Source organism: Pedobacter nutrimenti, assembly GCF_032678445.1.
Lineage (GTDB): Bacteria > Bacteroidota > Bacteroidia > Sphingobacteriales > Sphingobacteriaceae > Pedobacter > Pedobacter nutrimenti_A.
Genome location: NZ_JAVTSQ010000003.1, coordinates 339,346 through 364,636, shown reverse-complemented (window position 1 = coordinate 364,636; position 25,291 = coordinate 339,346). Strand labels below are relative to the sequence as shown.

Below are 25,291 nucleotides of genomic sequence, written 5' to 3'. Positions count from 1 at the left end.
GCCATATTGTCCCCATTGAGGGGGTTGGGGGTGGATAGCGTGATGACTAGCTTATATAACGGATAAATAAGGATACGATGTTACAGGAAACAGGTATTTACAAAATAGTGGGAAGTCTGTATCGTACAGATTATACACCACCGGATGTGCAACTTTTAAGAAAACTGCTGGTACTCATCGAAGAGGATTTTAGAAGAGAACGTGATGTGGAAGTCTATGCCCAGAGGATGGGTTTCAACATCACCTATCTGAACAAACTAACCAAGGCCTATCTCATGGAGACGGTATACGAAGTAATTCAGACAAGATTACTCCAGGAGGCTTCTTTCATGCTGAAGGATACCATTCTCTCTGTAAAACAAATTTCATATGAACTGGGGTACTGCGACCCATCGTATTTCTGTAAGTGGTTTAAGCAACGGGTCGGGGTGACGCCTAAGATGTTTCGTTCCTCCTTTAAGTGACGCTCTTTCCACAAAAATTGTTGCCGCTTACCAGCGGTTTTTTAACCAATTGCTCAATCAAATTTTTGCCAATAATTATTATAAATCTAACCAAATAAAAATTTTATGATCAAAACTAGTGACCTGGTCCAGTATTTCTGGACTCATTCTAACCTCATCACCAGCAAAGAAGGTGTTGAGGCTGCGCTTCATGGTGACAAACTTATCGAGGTGAGTGTAATGCTCCGCAACCATGAAGAAAATGAAGTTCGGCTTCAGCTGAGAAGTGCTTTTAATTCGCCTCTTAGATTCATTGAAGCTTTCAACTTGCAGTATCCGGAGGACATTAAGAAAATTAGTATTGAAAACCTGATGATATTGTATAAAAACGGAAAGGCGGAACTCAGTGTAACGGAGTTCTAATAAACAACAAAATATAACTAGACCTATCCATAAAAAACTAAACTTATTAAATTTATGTCTCTTTTTACCAATAAGGAACTGATGCGTATCGTTCCTATGCCTAAAACGGCATTTCAAAGATTAATCGATTATCTAAAAGACATTAAACCCCTGCATCCAGATCTGGAACCTTATTTGCCTGGTCACTCATGATATACACCTGCAGGGCGATGTGATTGATAAAGCTTATTTTATTGTAAGTGGTTTTATAATGGCCTATTATCTTGATGAGGCCGGAAATGAGCATGTATTGAAAATTTACCGTGCGGGCGAAATTGTGGCTGGGAGTAGTTTTATGAATGCACGGCCCTCCAGGTATTATTTGAAGATCTACAGAGATACGCTGGTGATGGAAGTTACGCATGCACAAATGCAAATTGGTTACCAGACCATTCCGGATATGGAGGAACTTGCTCGCTTAACTGTCGCGGGTTTTGAGAACAAGGAAGTACTGCGTGATGAAATGATCCGTAAAGGTGGAGAGGAGAGTGTGCTTCATTTTTATAGGGCAAATCCGGAGTTATTACCTCCCGGTAAAATCATTAAGGATCACCACATTGCCAGTTATCTTCATATGTCTGTGAATAATTTGCAGCATATCCGTACTTTTTTGATCAAAAAAGAGCTGTTGCCGAATAAAAAGTCGTGAAATTCCGCAAAATAGGGGAGTTGATATTGTTTTGGTTACCGATCTTTAGGTATACTAAATTAAACAACTCTTATATATGAAAACTACGCTACTCGGTTACCCAATTACATGTCGATTTAAAATTAACACTCGTGCTGTCTTTGGCCTGGTTAGCCCTGGCTTGGGTGTTGTCGGTTAGTTAATTTGCAGGTGCCAGTGGTTCTGGCATCTGCTTTTATTTCCTTGAATATTCGCCGCGGTGCACAGCGGGAGTAGAGTATATAATCATTCAATTTTTACATTAAAATTCATTAACATGAAAAAATCGTTTAAAGCGGCTTTAATGGTCGTGCTGTGTGCTGGCGGATTGACCGCGGCTTTTGCTTTTAACAAAGCAGCGTCTGTTCAAAAGGCGGGTTTGATTGCTTACTCGTACAATTTGAGTACTTCTACGGGGGCAAGGAATGCGGCTAACTGGACGCTGGTTTCGGGGTCTACGCCGAGTTGTGGTGCTGCGGGTTCGGTGCCTTGTAAGGTGATTTTTGATTCGTCGGTGTATCCTACGTTGCAGGATTACATCAGTGATCAGGGTTTTACGAGTGATGCTGAAGTGGCTTCGGGGCCTGGGGTTGTGAGTAAGCAATAGTTTTTTTGGAAAAATATGTTTTCTGATCGCGCTGAATCTTTTAGATTCTGAGGCTTGATCATGAAAACATATTTTTCTTGGGTGCAGACCGGTGAGGGTGCAGACCGGTGAGGGTGCAGACCGGTGAGGGTGCAGAGTTGGGCTTATAATTCTCCTCTCTGCCCTGTGGGCCTCTCTCCGTCATTCCATGACACCTCTCTTCACAGGTGGAGAAAGCGCAAGTGCGAAATGGCGATGGTGTTAACGAGTGTGCTAGGTAAGGCGCTATAAAGGTTATGCTCCCTGGAACCTCTCGCCCTTTTTTTCAAAGGGAGAACCGAGCCCTTCAGCGAGCTCAGCGAAGCTAAATCCCCCTTGTGGGGAGAGAGGGATTTAAATAAACAACAAAACACCATTTATAAAAAACATCAACTATGAACAAAACCATTGGAACAAAGGCCAGGTGAACTAATACACTATAAAGGTAAGGCGCCATATTATCCCCATTGAGGGGGCTGGGGGTGGAATCCTCCCCCTTAATCCCCCTCCAAAGTGGGATAGCGTGATGTCTAGCCTGCAAGATGTACAAAAAATTGTAGCCGCTTACCAGCGGTTTTTAAATCTTTATTGAAAGCAAAATATTGCTAATAATTCACATAATTCATAACCAACTATTAAAAACATAAACAAAATTTTATGATTAAAACTAGTGACCTGGTCCAGTACTTCTGGACGCATTCCAACCTCATTACCAGTAAAGAAGGTGTGGAAGCTTCGCTTCATGGTGACAAACTCATTGAGGTGAGTGTTACGCTTCGCAACCACGAGGAAAATGAGGTGCGGCTTCAGCTGAGAACTTCATTTTCCTCGCCTCAGAAGTTTATGGAAACTTTTGGGTTGAAATCGCTGGAGGATATCAGGTCTATTAGTATGGAGCATTTGCTGCTCTTGTATAAAAATGGGAAGGCTGAACTTAGGGTGATGGAATATCCTTTGTGATCTATTGTTTTTTTATTAATCCTCTTAATTATCGTTTCTTATGATTTTAAATTTTACGTTTTTCAAAGGTTTACTGTGCCTTTTAAATTCTACAGTATCTATTGGCTGCCTCAATGCTTTTTTTGTGTATAACGGGAAGGGGTTTGTATGTTAGTGGGGCGGGATATCTGGAATGAAGAGTTGGAGGGGCTTTTTACGTTTTTAGCTGAATTTCTGGAAATGCCGTATAGGGAGTTTAAGCCTCATGTTTCGAAGCAGTTGGCAGGGTGTTCTTGTGAAAAGCAGGAGGTAATCCATTGGGCTGGGGAGGTTTCTAGAAAATGTTGGTATGTGGCTAAGGGCATGGTGATGATTTATGTAAATGGTGTGGATGGTAAGGTGGTTCTTGGGTTTTTTAAGGCTGGGGAGATTGCTATTTTGCCCGATAGTTTTAAGAATGGGACGGTTTCTGTTACTGGGTTAATTGCTGTGGCGGAAACGGAGTTGCTGGAGATTTCTACTCGACAAATGCAACTGATTTATAAGCTTTTTCCGGAGAGCAGGGATTTGGAGGGGCGGATTATTTCTTATGCTACTTCTAATTTGGTGTTGAGGGGGGAGTTGCTGGAGATGGATGTGAGGAGTAGGGTTAAACGGTTTCATGAGATTTATCCGGAAACAATGGGGAAGAACAGGTCTGTGAAGTTGCTGGACAAGGATAAGGCGAATTTTTTGAATATTGGGGAGACGTATATTTGTAGGTTTTTGGGGGGAAAATATGATTTCTGATCGCGCTGAACCTTCTAGGTTCTGAGGCTTGATCATGAAATCATATTTTCTTGGGTGCAGACCGGGTATGGTGCAGAGGCTGATGAATTTTTTTGTGGGCTTATAATTTTACATGTATTTGATTAATCTGTCAGTTAACTCGGCAAGTGAGCGACTGGTTCTCCTTTCATATTTTCAGCAACTAGGAAGGCAATAAATTTTGAAAAAACACTGATGTCACCAGTGACACTGGCGGTTTCCAGGGATTTCATGTATTCATCCCTTTTTTCCACGGGTATCACAGTCCATGGATATCCACCTGAGGCGAGCATTGTATTCATTAAAAATCTACCTATTCTGCCATTTCCGTCCATGTAAGGATGGATGAAAACAAAAATGTAATGGCCGAGAACTGCCCTTACTGCGGGGTGTTGTTCCTTTTGCAAAAGCTCAAATAATTCAGGCATGGCATCACGCATAGCTTCCACACTCAGAGGTATATGCTTTGATGAACTGATATAGACCTGGTGGCTCCGATAGCCAGCCAGTTCAGAAGCTTTTAGTATTCCAGCTTGAACACTTGGATCAAAAAGTTCCCGATACCATTTCTGATGGTCTTTATCTGCTTGTAGTCCTGCGTTCTCTCCTTGAAGGATTTTTTCCAATGTTTTTTTTACTTCTTGAAAAGCCTGAAAATAGCCTCTTGCAGCCATAGCATCTTTTTGTTGGCTGTCTTCTTGGGAGCTATCTTTGTCCCATTCACCGCCGCTCACTTTAGCAATGAGTTCAGGAGTAACTTTGTAACGTTCGATGGAAAGTGAATGGTATGCATCTGTTAGATAAACTTCATCCACTATTTTAATATAAGCTTCCTGGTCACTCGGTACACCAGGTGCTCTTGGGAAATCTTTTATAATGACTTCACTCATTTGCTGCCACATCAGTCGTATGCGATTAACAAAGGGGGATCGCTCACGTGGGCTGATTTCTATTTGTACTTTTTCCTGAAAGGGGTCATCTTCTCTGATGTCATATCCCGCTTGTCTCATCGTATCAATAATTTGGTCGGCAATCCTGTTCCTTCCAATATTTCGGAACGCCCCGGCTAACCTCCCACTAATGGTAGAGTGACCATTGTCCAGTAAAATAGGTAATAATTCCGAGGCATCACTAATACTTGTCAAGGCTACACGACAATCCAATGGTTTTGCCCGGTATATCCCTTCGGTGCTATAGACCAATGCCGCCTGGAGGTTGTATACTTGGATGTTATTGATGGTAGTCATCAATTCCTTTGCAGGAAGTTCTGCCCGATAGTTGAACAGGGAGGTTTGGTGTGGTAAGGAAGTGGGGCTGTTATTTGCTTTGGGTGAGCGCAGATGCAGTTGTGTAGGCACTGTCCAATTGCCTGTATGTAGCATAAGCGACTGGTCGGCAGAAAGGCACCAGTCTTCTTTATACTTATGCCGAATAAATTTGGCACAGAAATCCCAATAACAACTGTACCAAGATGTCGTATCTCCAGGGGCTTCAGAAGGGTTGGATGAGATATACCAGCCTTTAGAGACTTCTTTTATAAAGCCATTTTTCAACAGAATCTCTCGTTGGGAACGGCTTGGGATTTCATCTGTATAGATTCCTGCAGATCCTTCTTCCTGAAGTTTTCTTAATGTTAATAATGCTTCTGCAAATTTTTCCTTTGGTGTTGCCATTGCCTTTTAATTTTGTTGTGTTGGAGTTTCTGATCGATCTTTAATACCTGCTACATTAACATCTCCAGCGTTTGAATCCTTTTTTTGTAGGCTCAATGCTAATAGATGCAATAACATTCTTCCAATCTTTTATTATTATATTAATTCTATTGCTTGTTGTTGTGCTATTTATATTGTTTGTTGTTGTTCTATTTCTATTGCTTGTTGATGTGTTATTTCTATTGTTTGTTGTTGTGTTATTTCTATTGTTTGTTGCAAATATATGGTTATTATCTCTTTATCTCTCTTTTTACATTTTCTGATTGAATAGGGGCTTCTATTCTTGATGCAGTCTTAACAAGAGATGTAACTATATTCGCTTGCGATTTAGCGGGCGTTTGGAACTGGAGTGATTTCGAAGGATTAAAAAATGGAATGCTCCGAGCCGGCTGGCCAGCTTCGCGGGCTAAGGCCTTTCGGAGCAATTCCATTTTTTTGGGTGCGAATCCATGTGTGGGTGGATATCCGTTGAGTTTGTTAAGTTTTATTTGGTTTGAGCCTTTGCGTAATGCAATGGCTTTTTTGTTTTTTGATCTTTTTTTATGGACTTATAATTTTACAAGTGTAAGGTGTTCAGTGGGTTGTAGTTTTGATTATATCAAATTATAACTATGAACAGATTAAATAAAAAGGGTGCTTGGATTGTTGAGGTACTGGCTTGTTTGCTTGTTTTTTTATGGGTTTATACTGCGGTTTCTAAACTGGCTAGTGCGGAGGAGTTTAGGGCTCAGTTGGCGAATCAGGTTTTTAAAAAGGGTTTTACGGAGGTGCTGTTTTTCTTGTTGCCTACGGTGGAGTTGATGGCTGCTGTTTTATTGTGCTGGAGGTCTTTTCGGTTGTTGGGTTTTGGGCTTTCACTTTTGCTCATGTTGGCTTTTACTGGATATGTGGGGCTGATTCTGATAGGATTTTTTCCTCGGGTGCCTTGTTCTTGTGGTGGGGTGTTAAAGGTATTGGGTTGGAAATCTCATTTTGTGTTTAACCTATTCTTTACGGCAGTTGCCGCGATAGGCTATATATTCACTTATAAGGAAAGGAGGTGGGTGAGTGTAAAAACATGACACTTCTTTTCTAACTGGACCTTACAGGCCCTGAGGTGAGAAAAGAGGTGTCATGTTTTTTCTGGGAGGAGACCGTGTATGGCGCAAGAGGTATGGTGCAAAAGGTATGGTGCAGACTGTGTATGGCGCAAGAGGTATGGTGCAAAAGGTATGGTGCAGACCGTGTGTGGTGCAAGAGGTATGGTGCAGACTGTGCATGGTGATGATCGGCGGGATGGCTTTTAGAAAGTGGACCGCGTATCGAAGAGTGGGGTTGGCTGAAAACCCATGTTTAAGAGAGTAAGCGCGATTATCCTAGTTATTTTAAAACTTAAAAGTTTTTTGAAGTTTGGTTTTAGATTTTAACTTGCCTTCAATAAAGTATTTGAAGGGTATTGTCTGTTCTGATGGAACCAGAGTTTTGAGATAGCGCATATAGAGAGTTCGTTTGAGATTTTAAATATAGTAATTATTTGAAATTTAGAATTATCATTGGGATAATGTAGGATAGCGTAAGTTATTTGGTAATATGTCTATCTAAAAGTTTAATTTACCAACCCTTTATGTGGTTTCCATAAATTTTATATTTTTTAGTAAAATGTATGATATAATATTTCGGAAACCTATGAATGTGGTTTTCGAAACGGAAGTTAGTTTGGTTTGGATATAATTCTTAAATTGTATTCATCTAAATATAACCAAGTTAGCATATGGGCTATTTAATAACTCTCATTCACGGAACCTTTGCTAAAAAAGCGCCATGGACAGATGAAAATTCAGATTTCTGTACCAAAATAAAACAACAGCTTGGAGAAAAGTCGGGAAGTATACAATTTGAATGTTTTGATTGGTCTGGTATAAATTCTAACACTGCCAGGTTTGAAGAGGGGGATAATCTTGCCATAAAATTAAATGCTCAATTGCTACAACATCCCGATAAAAAGAAAATCATCATTGCGCATAGTCATGGTGGAAACATTGCCATGTATGCTTTAAAGAAAATTGGCGCTAGCAATAAGGAATTTAGACTGGTCACGATGGCAACACCATTTTTGAACTTCAGAATTCGAGAATATGCGGAGAATATTAATCTACATCTGATCTTGCTTTGTATTTTAATCTGTACTTTACTACTTATCCCATTGGGGGTATTAACTGATGGATTTGTTAGGCTCTCGATATTTGATGCCATAGATAAATATCGAATTCTTGTATTTTTCTTTATTGTCATTTGCCTTTTTGGATTGTTATTTAGGTTGGGAGAATACATCTATGGATTCCTCAATAACAAAGTAGACAAACTTCCCGAACAACTCGGTCAAGTCATAAAAGACAGATCCATAGAAAATTTGAAATTTAACTTTTCTATTCTGGCTGTTGTTGATCATAGTGATGAGATAAAATTATGGTTTGGAAATTTATATCGTATTTGGGAAACTGTGCTGAACATTCATGAATGGCTAGCCAACTTAACTAGGTGGGCTATTTACATAACATTGGCCATGATTTTTCTCATGCTTATTGTACTTTGTATTGGTGTAAAATCCGGCTCTGGCGTTGATTCCATATTTGAAATGGGGTATACTTTTATTAGTTATGCATTATTTCTACTGGTATTTGGGGTACCTATTCTTACTTTTTTAATTCCTTGTTTATTTTTTCTGATCAAATCTAATCCTCTTGTTTTAGGATGGGAACCTTGGAAAAGCCAGATATTTTTACGGACGACGCCTTCGACTACGCCCTTGGGTTATCGGAATTTGACTTTTATAGAGTATGATTTGAAACGGTCGCATTCTTTATCTCTTAAACATAGTATTTATGAGCATGAGGTTGTTATTAATGATGTGTGTAAATGGATTGTATCTCTTGATAGTCTTTGAAACGGTTTAATTTCATGCCGCCAGCAGGGTGTTTTTTAAAACACCATTTTATTAAACTTAAACACCATTTTTTTGTGAAAATTGGTTCTAAATTGGCTCTCGAGAAAATAAATTGATCTATTCTAATAATAGAAATTAATTTATTGCATAAATTTTGTTTTATCACATTTATTAATATAAATTGCTAGAGAATAAACGCCTCATTATGAGAATAAAAGATAAAAATGGATTCCTTAAACTAGCGAAAAAATCGCTTTCTGTTATTGCTGCTTCTTTAGCTGCTCTAACGCACAATGATGTTCAGGCATCTGAACTGAAATCGCCTAATGTGGACGATTTCAGTTCAAATAATATGAATATTGTTGGATTTAATAAAAGACTATTAAAACCTAAATTAGTTTTAAGACTTAATACGAGTAGCTTGGAAAATAGTCTTGTGTTTATGCATACCTCGCATAGGTCTCACAGTTCCCACAGCTCTCATAGTTCGGGGTATTCCACAGGGAGTGGTTCCGGGCATTATTCGCATGCCTCTCATTCTTCACATTATTCTTCATCTCCAGCCTATACGCCTTCGTATTCACCAACACCGGTTATTTCCACTCCTCCTAAAAAAAGTAGTTCTAGCTCCTCACCAACTTATCAGAGATCAACAGCAACAACGGTAAAATCTAATTACAGTTCCTTAGCTTATGCTGGTGTTGTTGATACCGCTTCTTCCAGAGTTTTACATTTAGGCTGCAGGGGCTTGGATGTAAGTGCTCTTCAAAGTAAGCTGCTTTTAAAAGGATACGACACACCTATAGATGGCTACTTTGGAAAACAGACAGAAAAAGCTGTTAAGAATTTTCAGAAGGCAAACAGCTTAAAAGCTGACGGTAAAGTTGGTAGCATTAGTTTGATGATCTTGAACTCTTTATGAGATTTGATATAAGTTCTAGTGGGTTAACTATCGTAGTTGATGGTTCCATTTACTCTATAGATGTGCTTCATAAATGTTTCTATTGGTATGGCGCAAATTTCGATGTTGTAATAGACGATGATAATCAGGGTAATTTGAAAGTTGGTATGACCTCAAAGCTTGACGGGATTGACTACGAAGAGACAATTTCTAAAATCAAAAGGGATCTGATTGATTTTAAGCTTAGAGACATTGTAACAAAAGAAACATCGACCCTGAGAGATTTATTGGTAGCAAAGGCTTTTGCATATTATGAAGAACCTAATAATGGACCGTCTTCTGAACTTTCAGATCCGGTTGGCTTTGATCCTTTAGCGATTTAATATGAGTTTAGCAGTGGCTACACCGGCGACCAGAAAGACCAGGAAATTTCAGGACGCTTCGTTTTACGATGCGCAGGAAATTGGAGCGTATTTTTTACTCCCATTTCGCTTTATTAGGTTAAATGAAGATAAAGAACTTTTAGTCAACGAGATTGGAGACCATTTGATGGTTTCTCCTGGTACCGCTGAAAGGATTATAACCAGGCGCATTAACAAAATCGTTGATGAAGAGCTTTATGGAGATTTAATTGCGGGATTCTTTATTAGTGAGGAACGAATCCCACCTTTGATAGACGTAATTGCTACACGGTATAGAACTAAGAAGTCTTTTCTAGACAACTTTACTTCATTACACATTTTTGTTATTTCTTTAAGGTGCGAGCATACGTGTCACTATTGCCAGGTATCGAGAGTTAGTGAAGACAAGAACTCTTTTGATATGAAGCGGACTCATATTGATAAAGGAATTGAGATGATGATGCGTTCTCCGAATCTGAATGTTACGATGGAGTTTCAGGGAGGAGAAGCATTGTTAGCATTTGAATCTATTGTTTATGCTGTTGGTAAAGCGAAGGAGCAGGCTTTGACTTTTGGGAAAAAGGTAACTTATGTAATCTGCACAAATCTGGCTCCATTGACGGATGAGATGTTATTGTTTTGTAAAGAGCATGATATTTTGATTTCTACGTCGCTGGATGGGCCGGAGTTTATTCATAATACCAATCGGCATAAGAAAGGTAAGGATAGTTATCAGTTAGCCGTTAAAGGTATTGAAAGGTGCCGGGAGGTACTGGGCCATGACCGGGTGTCTTCGTTATTGACTACATCGACACTTTCTCTGGATTATCCGGAGCAAATTGTGGATGAATATATTGCTCAAGGTTTTAATAGCATTTTTTTGAGGCCAATTAGTCCATTTGGTTTTGCTGTTCGGAACGAAAGAAAGAATAAATATGATATGAGTCTCTTTCTGGACTTTTATAAAAAGGCTTTGGATAAGATTATAGCCTATAACCTTGAAGGGAATTTCTTTAGGGAGGATTATGCCTCAATTATTTTGAAGAAGATCTTAACACCATTTCCGGTTGGTTATGTGGATTTGCAATCTCCAGCAGGAATGGTTAACAATGTTATCGTGTTTAACTACGACGGTAAGGTATATGCAACTGATGAAGCAAGGATGCTTGCAGAGATGAAGGATGAAACCTTTTTGTTAGGTGATCTGGATTCTAACAGTTATGAAGAACTTTTTTACGGCGATAAGGTAATGGGCTTTGCTGAGTATTGGAGCAATGAGGCATTACCTGGTTGTTCTGAATGTGCTTTTCAATCTTATTGCGGTGCTGATCCGGTATTTAATCATGCGACTCAAGGCGATATGGCTGGTTATAGACCTACGAATGTATTTTGTCAAAAGAATATGGAGATTATTCGTCATTTATTTGAGATAATGGATAAGGATGAAAGAATAGTTAAGGTATTTAATAATTGGATCAGATAGTATGCTGCTTAAAACTAAGGGGAAGCCACTTTTAATTACTGATCCAATTGTAGGACGGGTTAGCAGAAATGCGTTTTCCAAAGATCATGAGATTTTGATAGCCGAGGACTATTTGCCTTTGCAAGCGTTGGATAATTTTGAGGCTGTATTGACTAATTTGGATGTGGTCGGTTTAGAGTTGAAAAAGGCTAGTGTGCATGGTGTTACAACCTTTGATCACCTCATGGACAATGATATCGTTTCTGTGACTTCTGATGGTTTGATTCAAACGATTTATAGAGTTGGGTCTCATCAGAACTTTATTTTGGCTACTGAGCGTTGTAACAGCAACTGTTTAATGTGTTCTCAACCGCCAAAAGATAGGAACGATATTTTTGGCTTGCATTATATTCATCAGAAGATGATTCCTTTGATTCCTAAGGATTGCCCTGAGATTGGTATTACTGGAGGTGAGCCAACTTTAATGGGAGGCTTGTTTTTTGATATGCTTGCGCAAATTAAGCAGGAGCTTCCGGATAGTGAAGTTCATTGTTTGACGAATGGGCGTTCTTTTGCCTGGAAAAATGTTGCAGACAGGTTGGGTGAATTGAATATGGACAGGTTGATGCTGGGAATTCCATTGTATTCTGATTATTATCAGATTCACGATTATGTTGTACAGGCTAAAGATGCTTTTAATCAAACGGTGCAGGGTTTATATAATCTTGCATTAAACAATCAGCGGATTGAGATTAGGGTGGTGTTGCAGAAACAATCTATTGGGCGTTTGGTAAAGCTGGCGAAATATATTTATCGAAATCTGCCTTTTGTGGAGCATGTTACTTTTATGGGATTGGAGTTTCAAGGTTATACGCCTTTTAATATCGATAAATTATGGATTGATCCTGTCGATTATATGGAGGAGTTAGGTGAGGCTTGTGAATTTCTTTCTGAAAGGGGAATGAATGTTTCTATTTATAATTCGCAGTTGTGTTTGGTTCCTGAGTATTTGTGGAAATTCTGCAGGAGGTCGATATCGGACTGGAAGAACATTTATCTGGAGGAATGTGTAGAGTGCGGGGTTAAAGAGCAATGTGGTGGATTGTTTGCTTCTGGGCAGAAGATGCATAGTCAATATATTAGAAGGATTGAGGTTTAGTATTAGAGAGTATGAGAACAATTGGTTATATACTTCTTCTTGGTCTTTTATATGTTTCCGGTTGTAAAAATAGCTCTGGTGCACATTCTGTCGAGAGTGTAAAGTCTTCTAATGAATTAGACTTTTCCTCATCTGGAGAACAAGATGAACGGAATAGCAGTTATCCTGATGGTGATTATTGCGCTTCTATTGATTATTATAATCCTAGTACTGGAACTTCATCTACTTATACGCTAGATGTTGAAGTAGAAAATGGGGAACTAATTAGAATAGATTGGCCGAATGGTGGATGGCTAGATAGCAGTCATTTTACTCCTGAGGAAGTTGATGAAGATGGACATTGTAGTTTTACCACCTATGATGGTAAGCAGTATGAAATACAGATTGACGAGGAAGGAGGGTGCGGTTTATCGGGTGGCACACAAGAACAGGAACAAGATGAGGATAAAGTTGAAGAGGAACCGGAGGACCAGAGTATTCAAGAGGAGCAGGAGGAAAGTGAAAATGAGGAAGAGGTTAGTGATTTGTCGATTTTTAGGGTACACAAGGTGTGTAATTACTTTGAAAGAATGGCCTGAGTTTTATTGTAATTATTCCTGCCTTGCAAAGTCCGTGACTGCAGGTATTTCTATTTGAATGTGGTAATTACAAGTGTGCCGAGAGATACTACCATTGAAAATAAAGCGAAGATGATTGCTATTTTGGTATTTTTCATACCCCTGTAACTAAAGAAGGTAGTGGAAGCGAGCTGATGAAATCTGCAATCTGCTAGGGCTTCCAGTCCTGTTTTTGTAATTCGTATGGAGGTATCTTCTTTTACTTCAACCATTCCTATATAGGTTAAGATCGTTGTGTTTTTATTAACATGCTAAGGCTTTAAAGAAGTTTCATATCAAGTATAAATTATCTTTAGCCAATACAAAGGAGGAGATTGGACTTGGTCGGTTTCAGATATACCGATTAAATGGCTTGGAGATAAGTAAGCTAATTAAACATAGTGATTTTGATGGAAAAACCTGCACTTCTTTTCCCACTGGACCTTCCGCGAAGAGCTTTAGGCCCTGAGGTGTGAAAAGAGGTGCAGGGTTTTTTGGGGGGAGTGTCCGGGTATGGTGGAGCTTGAGTTGGGGTAATTGCTCTAAAATCATGGAGTTTATGTTATTATATTTATATTTATTACAAAATATTTCTTTTTGGTTAATTGTTTCGGTTTGTATAGATTTGCATCGGCATTAAATCACAAATCGATTATGACAACAATAGCAACTATAACTCAGGAAACGATAGAGAACCAAATCTTTACAATTCGTGGTAAGCAGGTAATGCTTGATAGAGACCTTGCGGTTTTGTACAGAGTCGGGACGAAGGTGTTGAATCAAGCGGTAAAAAGGAATTTAGAGAAATTCCCTGATGATTTTATGTTTGAATTGACCAGAGAGGAGTTTGAAACTTTGAGGTCACAATTTGTGACCTCAAAAAATGAGAAGAATTTAACATCACAGAATGTGATTTTAGAGAAAAGAGGCGGGGCTAGATACCTTCCTACTGTATTTACAGAATATGGAGTAGCTATGCTGGCATCTGTATTACGGAGTGAAACAGCAGTAAAGGTTAGTGTTCAAATCATGAGGGCATTTGTTGAAATGCGCAGATTTTTGAAGGATAATGCAGAGGTATTTATAAGATTGGATAATATGGAACGGAAGCAATTTAAAGCTGACGAGAACTTTGATAAGATTTTTAATGCCTTGCAAAGCAATGATCATAAACAGAACGAGCGCATATCTATAATGGGCAGGCGTTTGATGCTTATACTTTTATTGCTGATTTGGTACGGGAGGCTAAAACGTCAATTGTACTAATTGATAACTATGTGGATGATACCGTGCTGCGGTTATTCACTAAGCGTAAAAAGGGGGTTGAATTAACGATTTATACCAAAAAGGATTGTCTGCTTGCTTTAGATGTAAATAAATACCAGTCTCAGTATGGCCCCGTAAGTGTTAAAGAATTTACGGACTCGCATGATCGATTTTTGATTATAGATGGTACTGTAGTATATCATATTGGTGCTTCTTTAAAAGATCTGGGCAAAAAATGGTTCGCATTTTCAAGAATGGAAATTGCAGCGCTGGAGCTTTTGACTAAGCTGAAATAGATGGTTTTCTTATATTTAATTCGAAAAAGAATCACCTTAATAATACTCCTGGAAATATTGTACCTTATAAATAATGACTATAAAATATTTGATTTTAGTTCTTCTTTTGACAAGTTGTAGTTCTTACAGAAATACGATCAAAAGCCAGGAAAATAAATGCGCAAGACATTACGATAGGTCATTTGGGAATTACGTTTATGATTTTGTCTCTTTAGATGAAGTCCCTGAATATCCTGGAGGAACACATGCTTTTACTTCATTTATTGTGGGAAATTTAAAATATCCAACGGATAATGAGCAGCCTATTTTGCAAGGTTCGGTAAATTTAGCGATGATTATAGATACAATGGGGAATTCCAGAAACCTGGCAATTGATAATAAATCTATAGAAAAATATTCAGCCTTGGACAAGGAGGTTTTGCGATCGGCAAAACTTATGTCTAAATGGAAGCCCGGTAAATGCAATGGAAAAAAGGTGCCTGTAAAGGTATTTTATCGAATTTACATAGATCCCTCGATGTAAGCGAAAACTAGAATAATTGTAAATATCGGATAGGTTTCCTTTGACTGGGTGGAAAATATGATTTCTGATCGCGCTGAACCTTCCAGGTTCTGAGGCTTGATCATGAAATCATATTTTCTTGGGTGCAGGCCGGGGGGTATGAAACCCTAATTTGTATTATTGAAAGTTGTAACTACAAGTGTGCCGAGAGATACTACCAGTGAAAATAAAGCGAAGATGATTGCTATTTCGGTATTTTTCATGCTCCTATAATTAAAGAAGGTAGTGGAAGCGAGTTGTTGAAATCGGCAATCTGCTAGGGCTTCCAGTCCTGTTTTTGTAATTCGTATGGAGGTATCTTCTTTTACTTCAACCATTCCTATATAGGTTAAGTAGGTAATGGCTTTGTCGATATCTGCTATTGTTGCATTCCATTTTATCTCTTCATTTATATAGGTAGTTAATGTATAAAAGAGGTATTGTGGTAGGCAATATTGCCCGTCAACTAGTGCTTCAAGTATGATAGAATATAAATGATGCTTTCGATAGGTTGATAGTCCGTCTTTGGAGTTTGTGCGTAATGAAATAGACATATTAATGAATTAGCGTTGAGTGATTTGTAAACCTACATAATTCATTTGAAATCAGAGGAATGGTGCTTGTTTGATATTCTGGCAGTTGACTGATTTGACAGAAAATTGTAGCAGATGACTTAGTGAAAAAAACCTGCACTTCTTTTCTCACTGGACCTTCCGCGAAGAGCTTCAGGCCCTGAGGTGTGAAAAGAGGTGCAGGTTTTTTTTGGGGGTGGATCCGGGGATGAGAACCAAGGATGATTTTATTTATGCTGGCTCCATTTCTAGTAAAGTAATGGCTTGTTCTATTGAAATATCGTTATTAACGAAGTTCGTGTGTATTATTTTTTTGCTAGAAACTTCAGTATAGTCACGCAAAGAATTGCAGGAGAAATTGATATCTTTCATAAAATTATTCCAATGAATACCTATTTGAAGATAGTACTCATCACATTACTAATTTTCTCCTTTAACACCAGCGTTTTTGGACAAACTGATAATGTTGATGTTTTTATACAAAACCAAATGCAACAACGCAGGATCCCGGGCTTGCAACTGGCAATTGTAAGACATGGGAAAATTATAAAGACAGGTAATTACGGATTGGCAAACCTACAGGATTCAATTGCTGTAAGTGATAAAACTGTTTTTACAATTAATTCCATTACCAAAGCATTTGTTGGTGTTGCAATTGTGCAATTAATGGAAGCCGGAAAATTAAGGTTGGATGCACCTATTTCTCAATACCTGACAAATATTCCTGACGCTTGGAAGCCTATAACAGTTAAGCAACTCCTGTCCCATACATCCGGTATTCCAGATATTGTAAATGAGGAGGCAATCGTTCAGCTATATTTGTATATCCCAATGACGATCTTACTATCGTCATACTTACCAGTCTCTCAGGCGCTTTTCCGGATGGTTTCATGGATGAGCTGGCAGGATTCTTTATCCCAGATATCATAAAATCATTTGGTACTGTCAATAATTAGCACTGGATCTTACAGATCCTGAGGTGTGAAAAGAGGGGCAGGTTTTTTTGGGGGGATCCGGGGAAGGGGGAATGGAATTAACATATATATAGCGGAAAAAATTTCACAAATTTTCAGTGAATTTGTGAAAAAATAACGTGTAAAATTGTATGAAATCTGTTGATTATCATGTGTTTAATAGGGTGGTAAGGAATAATTCTATTGTTTGTTGTTGTGTTATTTTTATTGTTTGTTGCAGATTATTCGTTTTGCACCAGAACCTATCAGGGCCATATCGAAGACCTCCTCGAAATGGTCTTGAATTTTTTGATTACTATTTAAACAAGATAAAAGGCTGTTAAATGTTATGGATAACTGAAGGTTGTAATGGCATGATTTGTACTTAAATGTCTGTATAGGTTATATCAAATAGTTAAGGCTTAACAGTTATGAATATCTTTTCTAGTTTTTGTTGCAACTCTTCTCCTCTGAGATCTCTTTCGATAATTACTCCATCTCGGTTTATCAGATAATTAGTCGGAATAAACCTAATATCATATGTTTTCTGGGCAATCTTTTTAAAGTCACTAAGTTGTGGCCATTTGGTAGTTTTGTCCTGTTCAATAGCTTTAAGCCATTTTTGCTTATTGTCCTCGTTATCTAATGTTATACTAATGATTTCAAATCCCAAATCTTTATATTTTGCGTAAGCCGAACGTAATGATTGGTTTTCGGCTCTACAGGGAATACACCAGCTAGCCCAAAAATCAATTAATAAGAACCGGCCTCTAAATTCCCCCATTCTAACGATTCTCCCTGCTGTATCAGGAAGTGAGATATCAATCATCTTATTTCCAATGACTAAACGTTTTGATAAAGAAAGTTTAGTCAATAATATTTGAGCCGATGGCAATTTTTTTATTTCCGGAGTCAATAGTTTAAATAGATCTTCTACTTCTTTTTGTTCGTACCTAAACCTTTGCTTAGTATAGGGGCGCTCAGCATATCTACATAACGCGTACAACCCCAAAGGAGACCCTAAATAATGAAGTACATTGGCCTTGTAAACATTTTCGTCGACTAAATTATCAATAGAATCCTTAATAAAGTTAACTCTACGTTCAACATCCTCTATTTTTTTATTTTCATAGTTAATATTTCTTAATAGGCTATCTGATTTAACCTTATACCTAGCACGGTGATCTTCCATGTCTGAAATGATTTTGGCCAAATCAGAATTATCTTGATTGGTAAGAAGGGGCTGCAAATCATTTGCCACTATGAGGTAGTAAGTAGATGGCATTGCCCAAAATGACGCTGATGTGAGTCTTTTGCTTTTCCAATAAAAAAATATTTTTACAAACTCGGGCTCAAAGATTCTTGTTTCGTATTTAAGACTCCAATCTTTTACTTTACAAGTGTCATCAGTTACTTTATATCCACCTAAACTAGTTTTTTCAATATAAATTTTAAGTGGAAGTTCCCTGGCATTTTTTAAATCGATTTTTACTATTAGTTTTTTAGTTAAGGATTGACCGGATGCTATAAGCGTCGAGATGATAATTAAAAAAACAAGAGCAATTTTTCTCATCTGATTTACTTAATATTTGTAATACCTGACTTTTTAATAAATATCAATTATTTATTTAAGGATATTTCGTTTTTAGTTCTGTTTTTAAGGAGATACCATTTTTACTTTTTTTCAATCGATCAGATAACAAATTGTACATTTCATTAGGTGGCATCCCCGCTTTATTTTCAAGTCGGTCTTTATTTTTTATATTGATTATCTCTGTTAATAAAGCGAGCGCATCTAAACTTAAGGGAGAATCAGGATACTTTCTTATAAATTCAACCAACTGCTTATTGCCATCTGTGTATATTTTGGCCAATTCATCCTTTTGTCTTGTCAATATCCCCCCATCTACGATAGTGGAGGTTCTCATTCGATCGGAATTTTCTATCTGAAGTTGCATATCTTCAAATAGGATACGTTTCAAGTTATCTTCTCTTCCAGCTACCCAGATAAGATTACTAAGCTTAGAAAGGACCTCTTTATCTGTTACATTTGGACGTTTATCCATAAATAATATACCATATTTGAAAAGGTCTTCATCCAAATTGCAAGAACCGTTGAATTCAAATTCTCCGTTCTTAATAGAAACAACTTTAAAAATTTCCAATGTAGTTGATGGTAGTTTTTTTGGAAGGCTAGCCAAGTATACAAAGTTAACTTCAGATGTATCTTTAACCTTGCCTTGAATCCTGTATCTAATTGTCTGTGAAAAGGAGAACAATGTAAAAAATACAAGGAATAAAGTTATTATATATTTCATATTATTTGTTTTACAAATTGTGCTTTAGGGATATCCTAAAACACAATGGAATTAAAGACCACAATACTCATCGCAAGTTTCGATATCAGCAGGATGAAGGGTTACACAACAATTGTAACAGATATCTGGTTCTTTATTTGCCCAATCCGTGCAAAGACCCCCAGATCCACTTAATTCTCCACCTAACACCTTCTTCAGCTGACTCCTAGTTAACACTTCTCCCTTCTGAAAGGCAGAAGTGCTTAATTTCAATTTTTCCATAATTTAGTAAAAATTTAATGTGAATAAGATTTTGTAGTTCTTTCCAAGCCAGACTACTTTAGCTGCATGTTTTATAACTTCATGCTTGTTATGGTGCTGTTTTGTTGCAACAAAACAGCACCATTTTTTAGAAATCGTTAAATATGCTTCGTGATCACCTTTAAAGGTAGATGTTTATATACTAAATCGTTAGCGATTTATGTGCTATTAAGTAATCATAGGATTTGATCCGGAATATCACCATTATATCCCGGAATTTCCGCAAAGTGAGGATATTAATGTCAGACAGTTTGAAAAAAAGGTTATGGAGGATTAACCGATAAACGCGAGGTTAATCCTAATCAGGATGTTAATATTGCAAATACAAGAAAAATTGTAGCCGCAATAATTAGCTTCATTGTTCTACTATTTTGTATGTTAAAAAAGGCTTGCACTAAGCATTTTTTAACATAATTCTAAAATGCTGGCTCGCCGGCATTCCTCATAGGGGCAGCATTGCCACCAATAGGAGGAACAGCATTCTTATGTTTTTAAATAATTCTGCTGGTTCATTTATAAATTGAACTTTAACTCCACTATCCCACAATCTTTCTTTCCTCATCCACAATATTTTGCAAATACGGGGCTGTAATTTTACCCTCTTAATTAACCCTCCTCACTTGACCTTCCGCGAAGGGCTTCAGGCCCTGAGGTGTGAAAAGAGGTGCAGGTTTTTTTTAGGGGAGAGCCGGGGAGGGGTGTGATGTGCTTTTTTGCATCGAATTCCAATATTTTGTTAAATTTTCTTATTAATTTCTAATTAATAATATTTATTTCATTTTAATTTATTAATTATCTTTTGATTATTTTGTGTATGTTTGCATAATTTCTTTCCTCTGTTAGAAAAGAAAATTTTGAAATCAGCTAAGACGGTAATCGTTCTGGATTTAGAGCATGGAATTAACAAATATTAGAGCGGAAAAAATTTCACAAATTTTCAGTAAATTTGTGAAAAAAATAACGTGTAAAAATTGTATGAAATCTGTTGATTATCATGTGTTTAATAGGATAGTAAAGAATAAACGCGGAATGCTGTATTTTCCAAGTGATTTTTCAGGACTGGGCAGCGATGAATCCATTAGAAAGAGTTTGTCTAAGTTGGAAAAGGAAAAGGTACTTGAAAGACTTGCTCATGGGATTTATCTTTATCCAAAGAAACATTCAACATATGGAAATCTTTATCCATCTACAGAGGAGATTGCGGAACAAATCGCCAGAAGAGATCACGCGCGTATTATTCCAACAGGGTCAGCAGCATTACATAAGTTAAGATTAACTACACAAGTACCAATGAACATGGTATACCTAACTGATGGAGCACCTAGAAAGATTAAGATTGGGAAGCAACGAATAACATTTAAATCTGCTGTTGCTAAAAAAATGGCAACAAGGGGTCCTATTACTACCCTTGTTATCCAAGCCTTACAAGAATTGGGTCAAAAAGGTGTAGACGGAAAAGTGAAGGAGCAATTAAAAAGTATTTTGGAAAATGAGGATCCAAAATTTATCAAACATGATGCAAAACTGGCTCCAGCTTGGATTACAAAGATTCTGAAGGAACTAACTGAATTGAAAAATGACAAACTGGCTTAAATTACCAGATCAAGAAAAAAGAGAAATATTAGGGTTGATCAGTAAACGTACCGGGTTGCTTGCCTATGCAATTGAAAAAGACTGGTGGGTAACATTGACGCTTTATGCAATTTTCAGGACAGAATGGAAAGACAATATTGTGTTCAAGGGTGGTACATCACTTAGTAAATCTTGGAATCTAATTGAAAGATTTTCGGAAGATATTGACCTTGTTATAGACCGTTCAGTACTTGGTTTTGGTGAAGAATTAAGTAAGACAAAGGTGAAGGAACTTAGAAAGGTATCCTGCGCGTTTACGTCTGGTCCTTTTCGTGATGGCCTTGAAAAGGAATTGCGGGCTCTTGATGTCCCTGCAGAGATGTTCCAATTGAAAGTAGCAGACACCACAGAATCAGATAGAGATCCTCAGATATTAGAATTATATTATACATCTGCTTTAGAAAAAGGAAGTTACCTTAAAGAGGCGGTATTAATAGAAATTGGGGCCCGCTCATTAAGGGAGCCCTCTGAACAAAAGGAAATCAATTCTATTATTAGTGAAACGCTCGGTGACAAAACAGCAGGAGAATCGTTTAGTATCTTAACCGTGACCCCGGTTCGAACCTTTCTCGAAAAGTTGTTCCTATTACACGAAGAGTTTAGCAAAACTACTGATAAGATCAGGGCGGATCGCATGTCCAGGCATCTTTATGATATCGACAGGATAATGGATACCGAATATGCTGATCAAGCTATAAAGGATAGAAATTTATATGAATCAATTGTAGAACATCGTTCAAAATTTAATATTATCCGCGGGATAGATTATAATAACCATGGGCAAGACAAAATCAATTTTATTCCGCCAAGAGAGGTAATTAAAGATTGGGAAGCTGATTATAAAGCAATGCAAGAGAATATGATTTATGGGCATTCAAGGCCATTTAGTGAAATTATTGAGCGGATGGAAAAACTTCAGCAAGCTTTCAGAGAAATAAAATAGGACACCATTTTGTACTCCTTATCCAAGAAAATACAATAAAACTCCTGAAGTAGAAAAGCTATTTAAAAATATTTTGAAGAATAAAACGATCAATACATATTCATTTGATCGTATAGATGGTAAAGTGTCAATTAAAGATATTTCTTCGTTGGATGCCGGAAGCCAAGATCTATCTATTTAAAAAAGGAGGAATTATGCCTTGGTATAACGGAGACTATCCACCATCTTATAAAAATCAACCTAAGCATTTAAGGGATAAAGCTGTAGAAATTGCGAACGAAATCCTAAAAGAATCCGGTGATGAGGGAATTGCCATTGCAACCGGTTTAAAAAAGGCGCGAGAATATTTCGAAGAACATCCCCAGGAAAAGGACAAGTAGCAGTTGATTGATTTAAATGTAAAAAGCTACACTTCTTTTCACACTGGACCTTACAGGCCCTGAGGTGTGAAAAGAGGTGTGGCTTTTTTTTGGGGTGCAAACCGGGGAATGATGCAGACCTAGAATGATGCAAATCGATGTGATGCACAAGGGTGTGGCGCAGAGGGGTTTTTGAAAAGTGATTGCTTATAATATTACAAGTGTGGATACTTTTTGTGTGGGTATCTTGTATCAATCATCTTTTATTGTGACTTAAATTAATACTATGGAAAGACTCATACTTAGATTTTAGATGCGATGTTCTGTCGTATCGGTGGTGCAGATAGACTGGTTATTGTGTTCTGCTTCTTATTTAATTAACGGTGGTATTTGCTGTTTTTGGGACTGCTTTTACCATATAATCTTAATTTATTATGAAAACATTTTTAGAGAATATCATCATGATCGTGAAGATTTTGGGGGAGATTAAGGAGGGATTGGAGGCTTGGAGGGCGGAGAAGAGGAGGGTGGAGCGGGCGGTTGAGGAAAATGAGGTTTGGTTGGATAGTGCTGATGTGAAGCAGTTGCTGAATATTGGCAAGGCTACCTTGTACAGGAGGCGTGAGGATGGTGCCTGGGTTTCGAAGAAAATTGGGAAAAAGTGGTTTTACTTGAAATCTTCTCTGTATTGATAGGGATCAAATGGGCTCAGAAAGGGTTCAATTTGGTTCAAAAGGGTTCAGTGGTTTTTGAACTATAGTTTGTTGTATTTGAGGTGTTTATCTTTGTGTTGTGGGTGTTTGATTCTAATTGACTGGCCAGTAGGGAAGGTTTATCGCTTGCGAATTAACAGATTTTTTAACCCTTAAATTTTAGAAATATGGGAAAATATAAGAAAGGGATTCTCGGCCCGTTCCGGGGAATTGTGGGCACTGTTGTTGGTGCGATTTGGAAGGGAATCCACTACATGCGTAGTTTGCCGGATGTGTCTCCGGATAGGAAGCCTACGCCGGCGCAGTTGAATCAGCAGTTGAAGTTTAGCACGGTGATGGAGTTTTTGAAGCCGCTTAAGTTGCTGCTGGAGATCGGTTATCAGGCTTTTACGGATGGGATTTCGCCTTTTAATGCGGCTTGTTCTTATCATTTGAAGTACGCGGTGATGGGTACTGCTCCTGATTATTTGATTAATCCGGTTAAGGTGGTGTTTAGTGTGGGTGATCTGGAGGAGCCACAGGATCCGGGTGTGACGACTGGTGGGGCAGCAAAGGTGCTGTTTGACTGGGGTGCTTTGGTGGATACGGACCACGGTGCTGCGACGGATAAGGCGACTTTTATGGTGTATAATCCTACGCTGTTGAAGTATGTGACATTGCGGAATGCGGTAGCGAGGACGGCATTAACATTTACTTTACAGTTGCCTGCGGCTTGGATTGGTCATGATGTGCATTGCTATATGGCTTTTGTGAGTTTGGATGGGAAGCTGGTGAGTAATAGTGTGTATGCGGGTGTGTTGCCTGTGATTTAATGGTTTGGCGTGCCCGTTTGGGCACGCCTGCTTTTGGTTTTATTTTAATGGTTTATGTTATGAAAGCGTTGAGATTAAAGTATTGGGGTTTAGAGGTGGTGGATTTTATGGGGAGGGTTAAGTGGGAATACCATGTGTTGGTTTTCTTAGTGATGGTTTGGTTTTTTGTTCCTGGTTTTTTGAATAGGTATGATGCGCAGGCTGGCTTTATTGATCAGAATATTTTGTTGCTGATGGTGTTGAGTGTGATTTGTTTTTTGGGCTTGCTGGGTTTGTGCTGGTGGTTGTTGGATAGGTTTTGGAGGGGGATTGGTTTACCGGGGGTTGGTTTGATGGTTTTACAATTTAAGGATTTGGAGTTATGGATGCAGTTAGGGTTTTACTTGTGTTCTTTTGCTTTACTGCTGTTGGCGGCGGTGGGTTGCATGATGGCGATTTGTTAGGTATTGCGAAAGGAGAGCTTGGTGTTAAGGAGTTAAGTGGGAGAAATGATGGGCCTCGGGTGGAGGAGTATTTGGGTTGCGTGGGTTTGAAAAGGGGGGCGCCTTATTGTGCGGCTTTTGTATCCTGGGTGTTTATGAGAGCTGGGTATGGGGTTCCTAGGACGGGTTGGTCTCCGGCTTTGTTTCCTGCGGGGCGGATTGTTGAAAGGCCTGCTCCAGGTTTGGTGTTCGGAATCTATTTTAAATCGCTTGGTAGAATTGCGCATTGTGGTTTGGTGCTGGGGGTGAAAGGGGATTGGGTGGTTACAGTTGAAGGTAATACGGATCCGTCTGGTGGGAGAAATGGGGATGGTGTTTATCAGCGGATGCGGCATAAAAGGTCTATTTACAGGTATTCTAATTGGTTGCGCTATGGAACTGGAGGATGAGATTAAGGGTATTGCTTTTCATTCGTTGAATTTTGTGATTTCCAGGTTGATGGAGGAGTGTTTTTCCTTGGCTTTTGAGGGGGAGCTTTCTGATTTGAAAGATCTGGTTGAGCCGAATTCGTACTGTGAAACGATGGATCATATTAGTGTACTGAATATTGAATTGGATTTGTTGGATTCTTTGGAGGATCCTGTGGTTAAGGGGTTGATGGTTTCTGTGAATAGGGTATTGGAATGTTCCAGGACTTTTTTGATGATTAATGGTCTGGAGGGCTTAGAGATTATTCAGGAAATGGATTGTTTTGATTTTGCTTCGGGTCTGTATTATTCTTATGATGTGGAGGAGCCGGAGGAAGGGATGAGTTATAAGGATAGGCTGTATGCGCTGTATAGTCATTATTTGATATTTCAGATGGTGATTTGCCATTGTTCGTGCATGTTCACGTTCAAAAAGCGGGAGGCTTATACGGAGACGGATGCTTTATATTTTGACCGGATGGATGATTTGTTTGAGGGTAAGATTGAGGTGGAGGATAAGAATGCGCAGTTGTTATTGACGCTGATTGCTGGTTTACAGGAGGATATTGTGGTGTTGGGTGAAATTATTGGTTAATGTTT

The 25,291-nt window shown here is 38.3% G+C and carries 30 protein-coding genes; 26 read left to right on the top strand and 4 right to left on the bottom strand.

Annotation, left to right across the window (positions count from 1 at the left end):
- Window positions 1-77: 77 nt before the first annotated feature.
- The 7 genes from R2S08_RS06760 to R2S08_RS06730 all read left to right on the top strand — a co-directional run bounded on the left by R2S08_RS06760 (window position 78) and on the right by R2S08_RS06730 (window position 3,925).
- Window positions 78-464 carry an AraC family transcriptional regulator gene (locus tag R2S08_RS06760; RefSeq protein ID WP_316834435.1) on the top strand — a complete coding sequence of 129 codons (387 nt, stop codon included), beginning with the start codon at window positions 78-80 and terminating at the stop codon, window positions 462-464.
- 105 nt (window positions 465-569) lie between these two features.
- Window positions 570-866, top strand: a complete 297-nt coding sequence (locus tag R2S08_RS06755; RefSeq protein ID WP_316834434.1) for a hypothetical protein — start codon at window positions 570-572, stop codon at window positions 864-866.
- Window positions 867-920: 54 nt separating this feature from the next.
- A complete protein-coding gene (locus R2S08_RS06750) occupies window positions 921-1,058 on the top strand; it encodes a hypothetical protein (RefSeq protein WP_316834433.1) in 138 nt (45 codons plus the stop codon).
- Entirely contained in the window at window positions 1,021-1,554 is a 534-nt protein-coding gene (locus R2S08_RS06745; protein WP_410479514.1) for a Crp/Fnr family transcriptional regulator, read from the top strand. The genes R2S08_RS06750 and R2S08_RS06745 overlap by 38 nt, the downstream gene beginning before the upstream one ends.
- 295 nt (window positions 1,555-1,849) lie before the next feature.
- Window positions 1,850-2,179, top strand: coding sequence for a hypothetical protein (locus tag R2S08_RS06740; RefSeq protein WP_316834431.1), 330 nt, complete (start codon window positions 1,850-1,852; stop codon window positions 2,177-2,179).
- 675 nt (window positions 2,180-2,854) lie between these two features.
- Window positions 2,855-3,157, top strand: coding sequence for a hypothetical protein (locus R2S08_RS06735; protein WP_316834430.1), 303 nt, complete (start codon window positions 2,855-2,857; stop codon window positions 3,155-3,157).
- A 147-nt stretch (window positions 3,158-3,304) separates the two neighbouring features.
- Window positions 3,305-3,925, top strand: coding sequence for a Crp/Fnr family transcriptional regulator (locus tag R2S08_RS06730; protein WP_316834429.1), 621 nt, complete (start codon window positions 3,305-3,307; stop codon window positions 3,923-3,925).
- A gap of 134 nt (window positions 3,926-4,059) precedes the next feature.
- Here the strand turns inward: R2S08_RS06730 and R2S08_RS06725 are convergent, their stop codons facing one another.
- Window positions 4,060-5,616 (bottom strand): Fic family protein, encoded by a 1,557-nt coding sequence (locus tag R2S08_RS06725; protein ID WP_316834428.1) that lies wholly within the window; start codon window positions 5,614-5,616, stop codon window positions 4,060-4,062.
- Window positions 5,617-6,266: 650 nt separating this feature from the next.
- On the opposite strand from R2S08_RS06725, the gene R2S08_RS06720 reads away from it, so the two are divergent.
- The 10 genes from R2S08_RS06720 to R2S08_RS06675 all read left to right on the top strand — a co-directional run bounded on the left by R2S08_RS06720 (window position 6,267) and on the right by R2S08_RS06675 (window position 15,182).
- Window positions 6,267-6,716: a MauE/DoxX family redox-associated membrane protein gene (locus tag R2S08_RS06720; RefSeq protein ID WP_316834427.1), complete on the top strand. Its 450-nt coding sequence runs from the start codon at window positions 6,267-6,269 to the stop codon at window positions 6,714-6,716.
- Window positions 6,717-7,405: 689 nt separating this feature from the next.
- Window positions 7,406-8,578 carry a hypothetical protein gene (locus tag R2S08_RS06715; RefSeq protein WP_316834426.1) on the top strand — a complete coding sequence of 391 codons (1,173 nt, stop codon included), beginning with the start codon at window positions 7,406-7,408 and terminating at the stop codon, window positions 8,576-8,578.
- 205 nt (window positions 8,579-8,783) lie between these two features.
- Window positions 8,784-9,500 (top strand): peptidoglycan-binding domain-containing protein, encoded by a 717-nt coding sequence (locus tag R2S08_RS06710; protein ID WP_316834425.1) that lies wholly within the window; start codon window positions 8,784-8,786, stop codon window positions 9,498-9,500.
- Window positions 9,497-9,862: a His-Xaa-Ser system protein HxsD gene (hxsD, locus tag R2S08_RS06705; RefSeq protein WP_316834424.1), complete on the top strand. Its 366-nt coding sequence runs from the start codon at window positions 9,497-9,499 to the stop codon at window positions 9,860-9,862. The genes R2S08_RS06710 and hxsD overlap by 4 nt, the downstream gene beginning before the upstream one ends.
- A 1-nt stretch (window position 9,863) precedes the next feature.
- Complete coding sequence (gene hxsB, locus R2S08_RS06700; RefSeq protein ID WP_316834423.1) at window positions 9,864-11,363, top strand: His-Xaa-Ser system radical SAM maturase HxsB; 1,500 nt, start codon at window positions 9,864-9,866, stop codon at window positions 11,361-11,363.
- A 1-nt stretch (window position 11,364) separates the two neighbouring features.
- Entirely contained in the window at window positions 11,365-12,501 is a 1,137-nt protein-coding gene (hxsC, locus tag R2S08_RS06695) for a His-Xaa-Ser system radical SAM maturase HxsC (protein ID WP_316834422.1), read from the top strand.
- 11 nt (window positions 12,502-12,512) lie between these two features.
- On the top strand, window positions 12,513-13,079 hold the full coding sequence (locus R2S08_RS06690) for a hypothetical protein (protein WP_316834421.1): 567 nt from the start codon (window positions 12,513-12,515) through the stop codon (window positions 13,077-13,079).
- A gap of 672 nt (window positions 13,080-13,751) precedes the next feature.
- A complete protein-coding gene (locus R2S08_RS06685) occupies window positions 13,752-14,363 on the top strand; it encodes an ORF6N domain-containing protein (RefSeq protein WP_316834420.1) in 612 nt (203 codons plus the stop codon).
- A gap of 11 nt (window positions 14,364-14,374) precedes the next feature.
- Window positions 14,375-14,659 carry a fic family toxin-antitoxin system gene (locus R2S08_RS06680; RefSeq protein WP_316834419.1) on the top strand — a complete coding sequence of 95 codons (285 nt, stop codon included), beginning with the start codon at window positions 14,375-14,377 and terminating at the stop codon, window positions 14,657-14,659.
- 73 nt (window positions 14,660-14,732) lie between these two features.
- Window positions 14,733-15,182 carry an energy transducer TonB gene (locus tag R2S08_RS06675; protein WP_316834418.1) on the top strand — a complete coding sequence of 150 codons (450 nt, stop codon included), beginning with the start codon at window positions 14,733-14,735 and terminating at the stop codon, window positions 15,180-15,182.
- 146 nt (window positions 15,183-15,328) lie between these two features.
- Here R2S08_RS06675 and R2S08_RS06670 read toward each other — a convergent pair whose 3' ends face one another.
- Window positions 15,329-15,754: a hypothetical protein gene (locus R2S08_RS06670; RefSeq protein WP_316834417.1), complete on the bottom strand. Its 426-nt coding sequence runs from the start codon at window positions 15,752-15,754 to the stop codon at window positions 15,329-15,331.
- 318 nt (window positions 15,755-16,072) lie between these two features.
- Between R2S08_RS06670 and R2S08_RS06665 the strand changes: the two genes are divergently transcribed.
- Window positions 16,073-16,702 carry a serine hydrolase domain-containing protein gene (locus tag R2S08_RS06665; RefSeq protein ID WP_316834416.1) on the top strand — a complete coding sequence of 210 codons (630 nt, stop codon included), beginning with the start codon at window positions 16,073-16,075 and terminating at the stop codon, window positions 16,700-16,702.
- Between the two features lie 438 nt (window positions 16,703-17,140).
- On the opposite strand, the gene R2S08_RS06660 is transcribed toward R2S08_RS06665, so the two are convergent.
- Window positions 17,141-18,298 carry a TlpA disulfide reductase family protein gene (locus tag R2S08_RS06660; RefSeq protein ID WP_316834415.1) on the bottom strand — a complete coding sequence of 386 codons (1,158 nt, stop codon included), beginning with the start codon at window positions 18,296-18,298 and terminating at the stop codon, window positions 17,141-17,143.
- 55 nt (window positions 18,299-18,353) lie between these two features.
- Entirely contained in the window at window positions 18,354-19,043 is a 690-nt protein-coding gene (locus R2S08_RS06655; protein WP_316834414.1) for a hypothetical protein, read from the bottom strand.
- Between the two features lie 1,194 nt (window positions 19,044-20,237).
- Here R2S08_RS06655 and R2S08_RS06650 point away from each other — a divergent pair.
- From R2S08_RS06650 to R2S08_RS06615, 8 genes are all read left to right on the top strand, one after another.
- On the top strand, window positions 20,238-20,936 hold the full coding sequence (locus tag R2S08_RS06650; protein ID WP_316834413.1) for a DUF6088 family protein: 699 nt from the start codon (window positions 20,238-20,240) through the stop codon (window positions 20,934-20,936).
- On the top strand, window positions 20,920-21,918 hold the full coding sequence (locus R2S08_RS06645) for a nucleotidyl transferase AbiEii/AbiGii toxin family protein (protein WP_316834411.1): 999 nt from the start codon (window positions 20,920-20,922) through the stop codon (window positions 21,916-21,918). The genes R2S08_RS06650 and R2S08_RS06645 overlap by 17 nt, the downstream gene beginning before the upstream one ends.
- A 116-nt stretch (window positions 21,919-22,034) precedes the next feature.
- Window positions 22,035-22,298, top strand: coding sequence for a hypothetical protein (locus tag R2S08_RS06640; protein ID WP_316834410.1), 264 nt, complete (start codon window positions 22,035-22,037; stop codon window positions 22,296-22,298).
- 413 nt (window positions 22,299-22,711) lie between these two features.
- The gene (locus R2S08_RS06635; protein ID WP_316834409.1) at window positions 22,712-22,969 is read left to right on the top strand and encodes a hypothetical protein; all 258 of its coding nucleotides are present in this window, start codon (window positions 22,712-22,714) and stop codon (window positions 22,967-22,969) included.
- Between the two features lie 188 nt (window positions 22,970-23,157).
- Window positions 23,158-23,802, top strand: a complete 645-nt coding sequence (locus tag R2S08_RS06630; RefSeq protein ID WP_316834408.1) for a DUF6266 family protein — start codon at window positions 23,158-23,160, stop codon at window positions 23,800-23,802.
- A 59-nt stretch (window positions 23,803-23,861) separates the two neighbouring features.
- Window positions 23,862-24,245 carry a hypothetical protein gene (locus tag R2S08_RS06625; RefSeq protein ID WP_316834407.1) on the top strand — a complete coding sequence of 128 codons (384 nt, stop codon included), beginning with the start codon at window positions 23,862-23,864 and terminating at the stop codon, window positions 24,243-24,245.
- Window positions 24,164-24,673 (top strand): peptidoglycan-binding protein, encoded by a 510-nt coding sequence (locus tag R2S08_RS06620; RefSeq protein ID WP_316834406.1) that lies wholly within the window; start codon window positions 24,164-24,166, stop codon window positions 24,671-24,673. The genes R2S08_RS06625 and R2S08_RS06620 overlap by 82 nt, the downstream gene beginning before the upstream one ends.
- Window positions 24,657-25,286 (top strand): hypothetical protein, encoded by a 630-nt coding sequence (locus tag R2S08_RS06615; protein WP_316834405.1) that lies wholly within the window; start codon window positions 24,657-24,659, stop codon window positions 25,284-25,286. The genes R2S08_RS06620 and R2S08_RS06615 overlap by 17 nt, the downstream gene beginning before the upstream one ends.
- Window positions 25,287-25,291 lie beyond the last annotated feature (5 nt).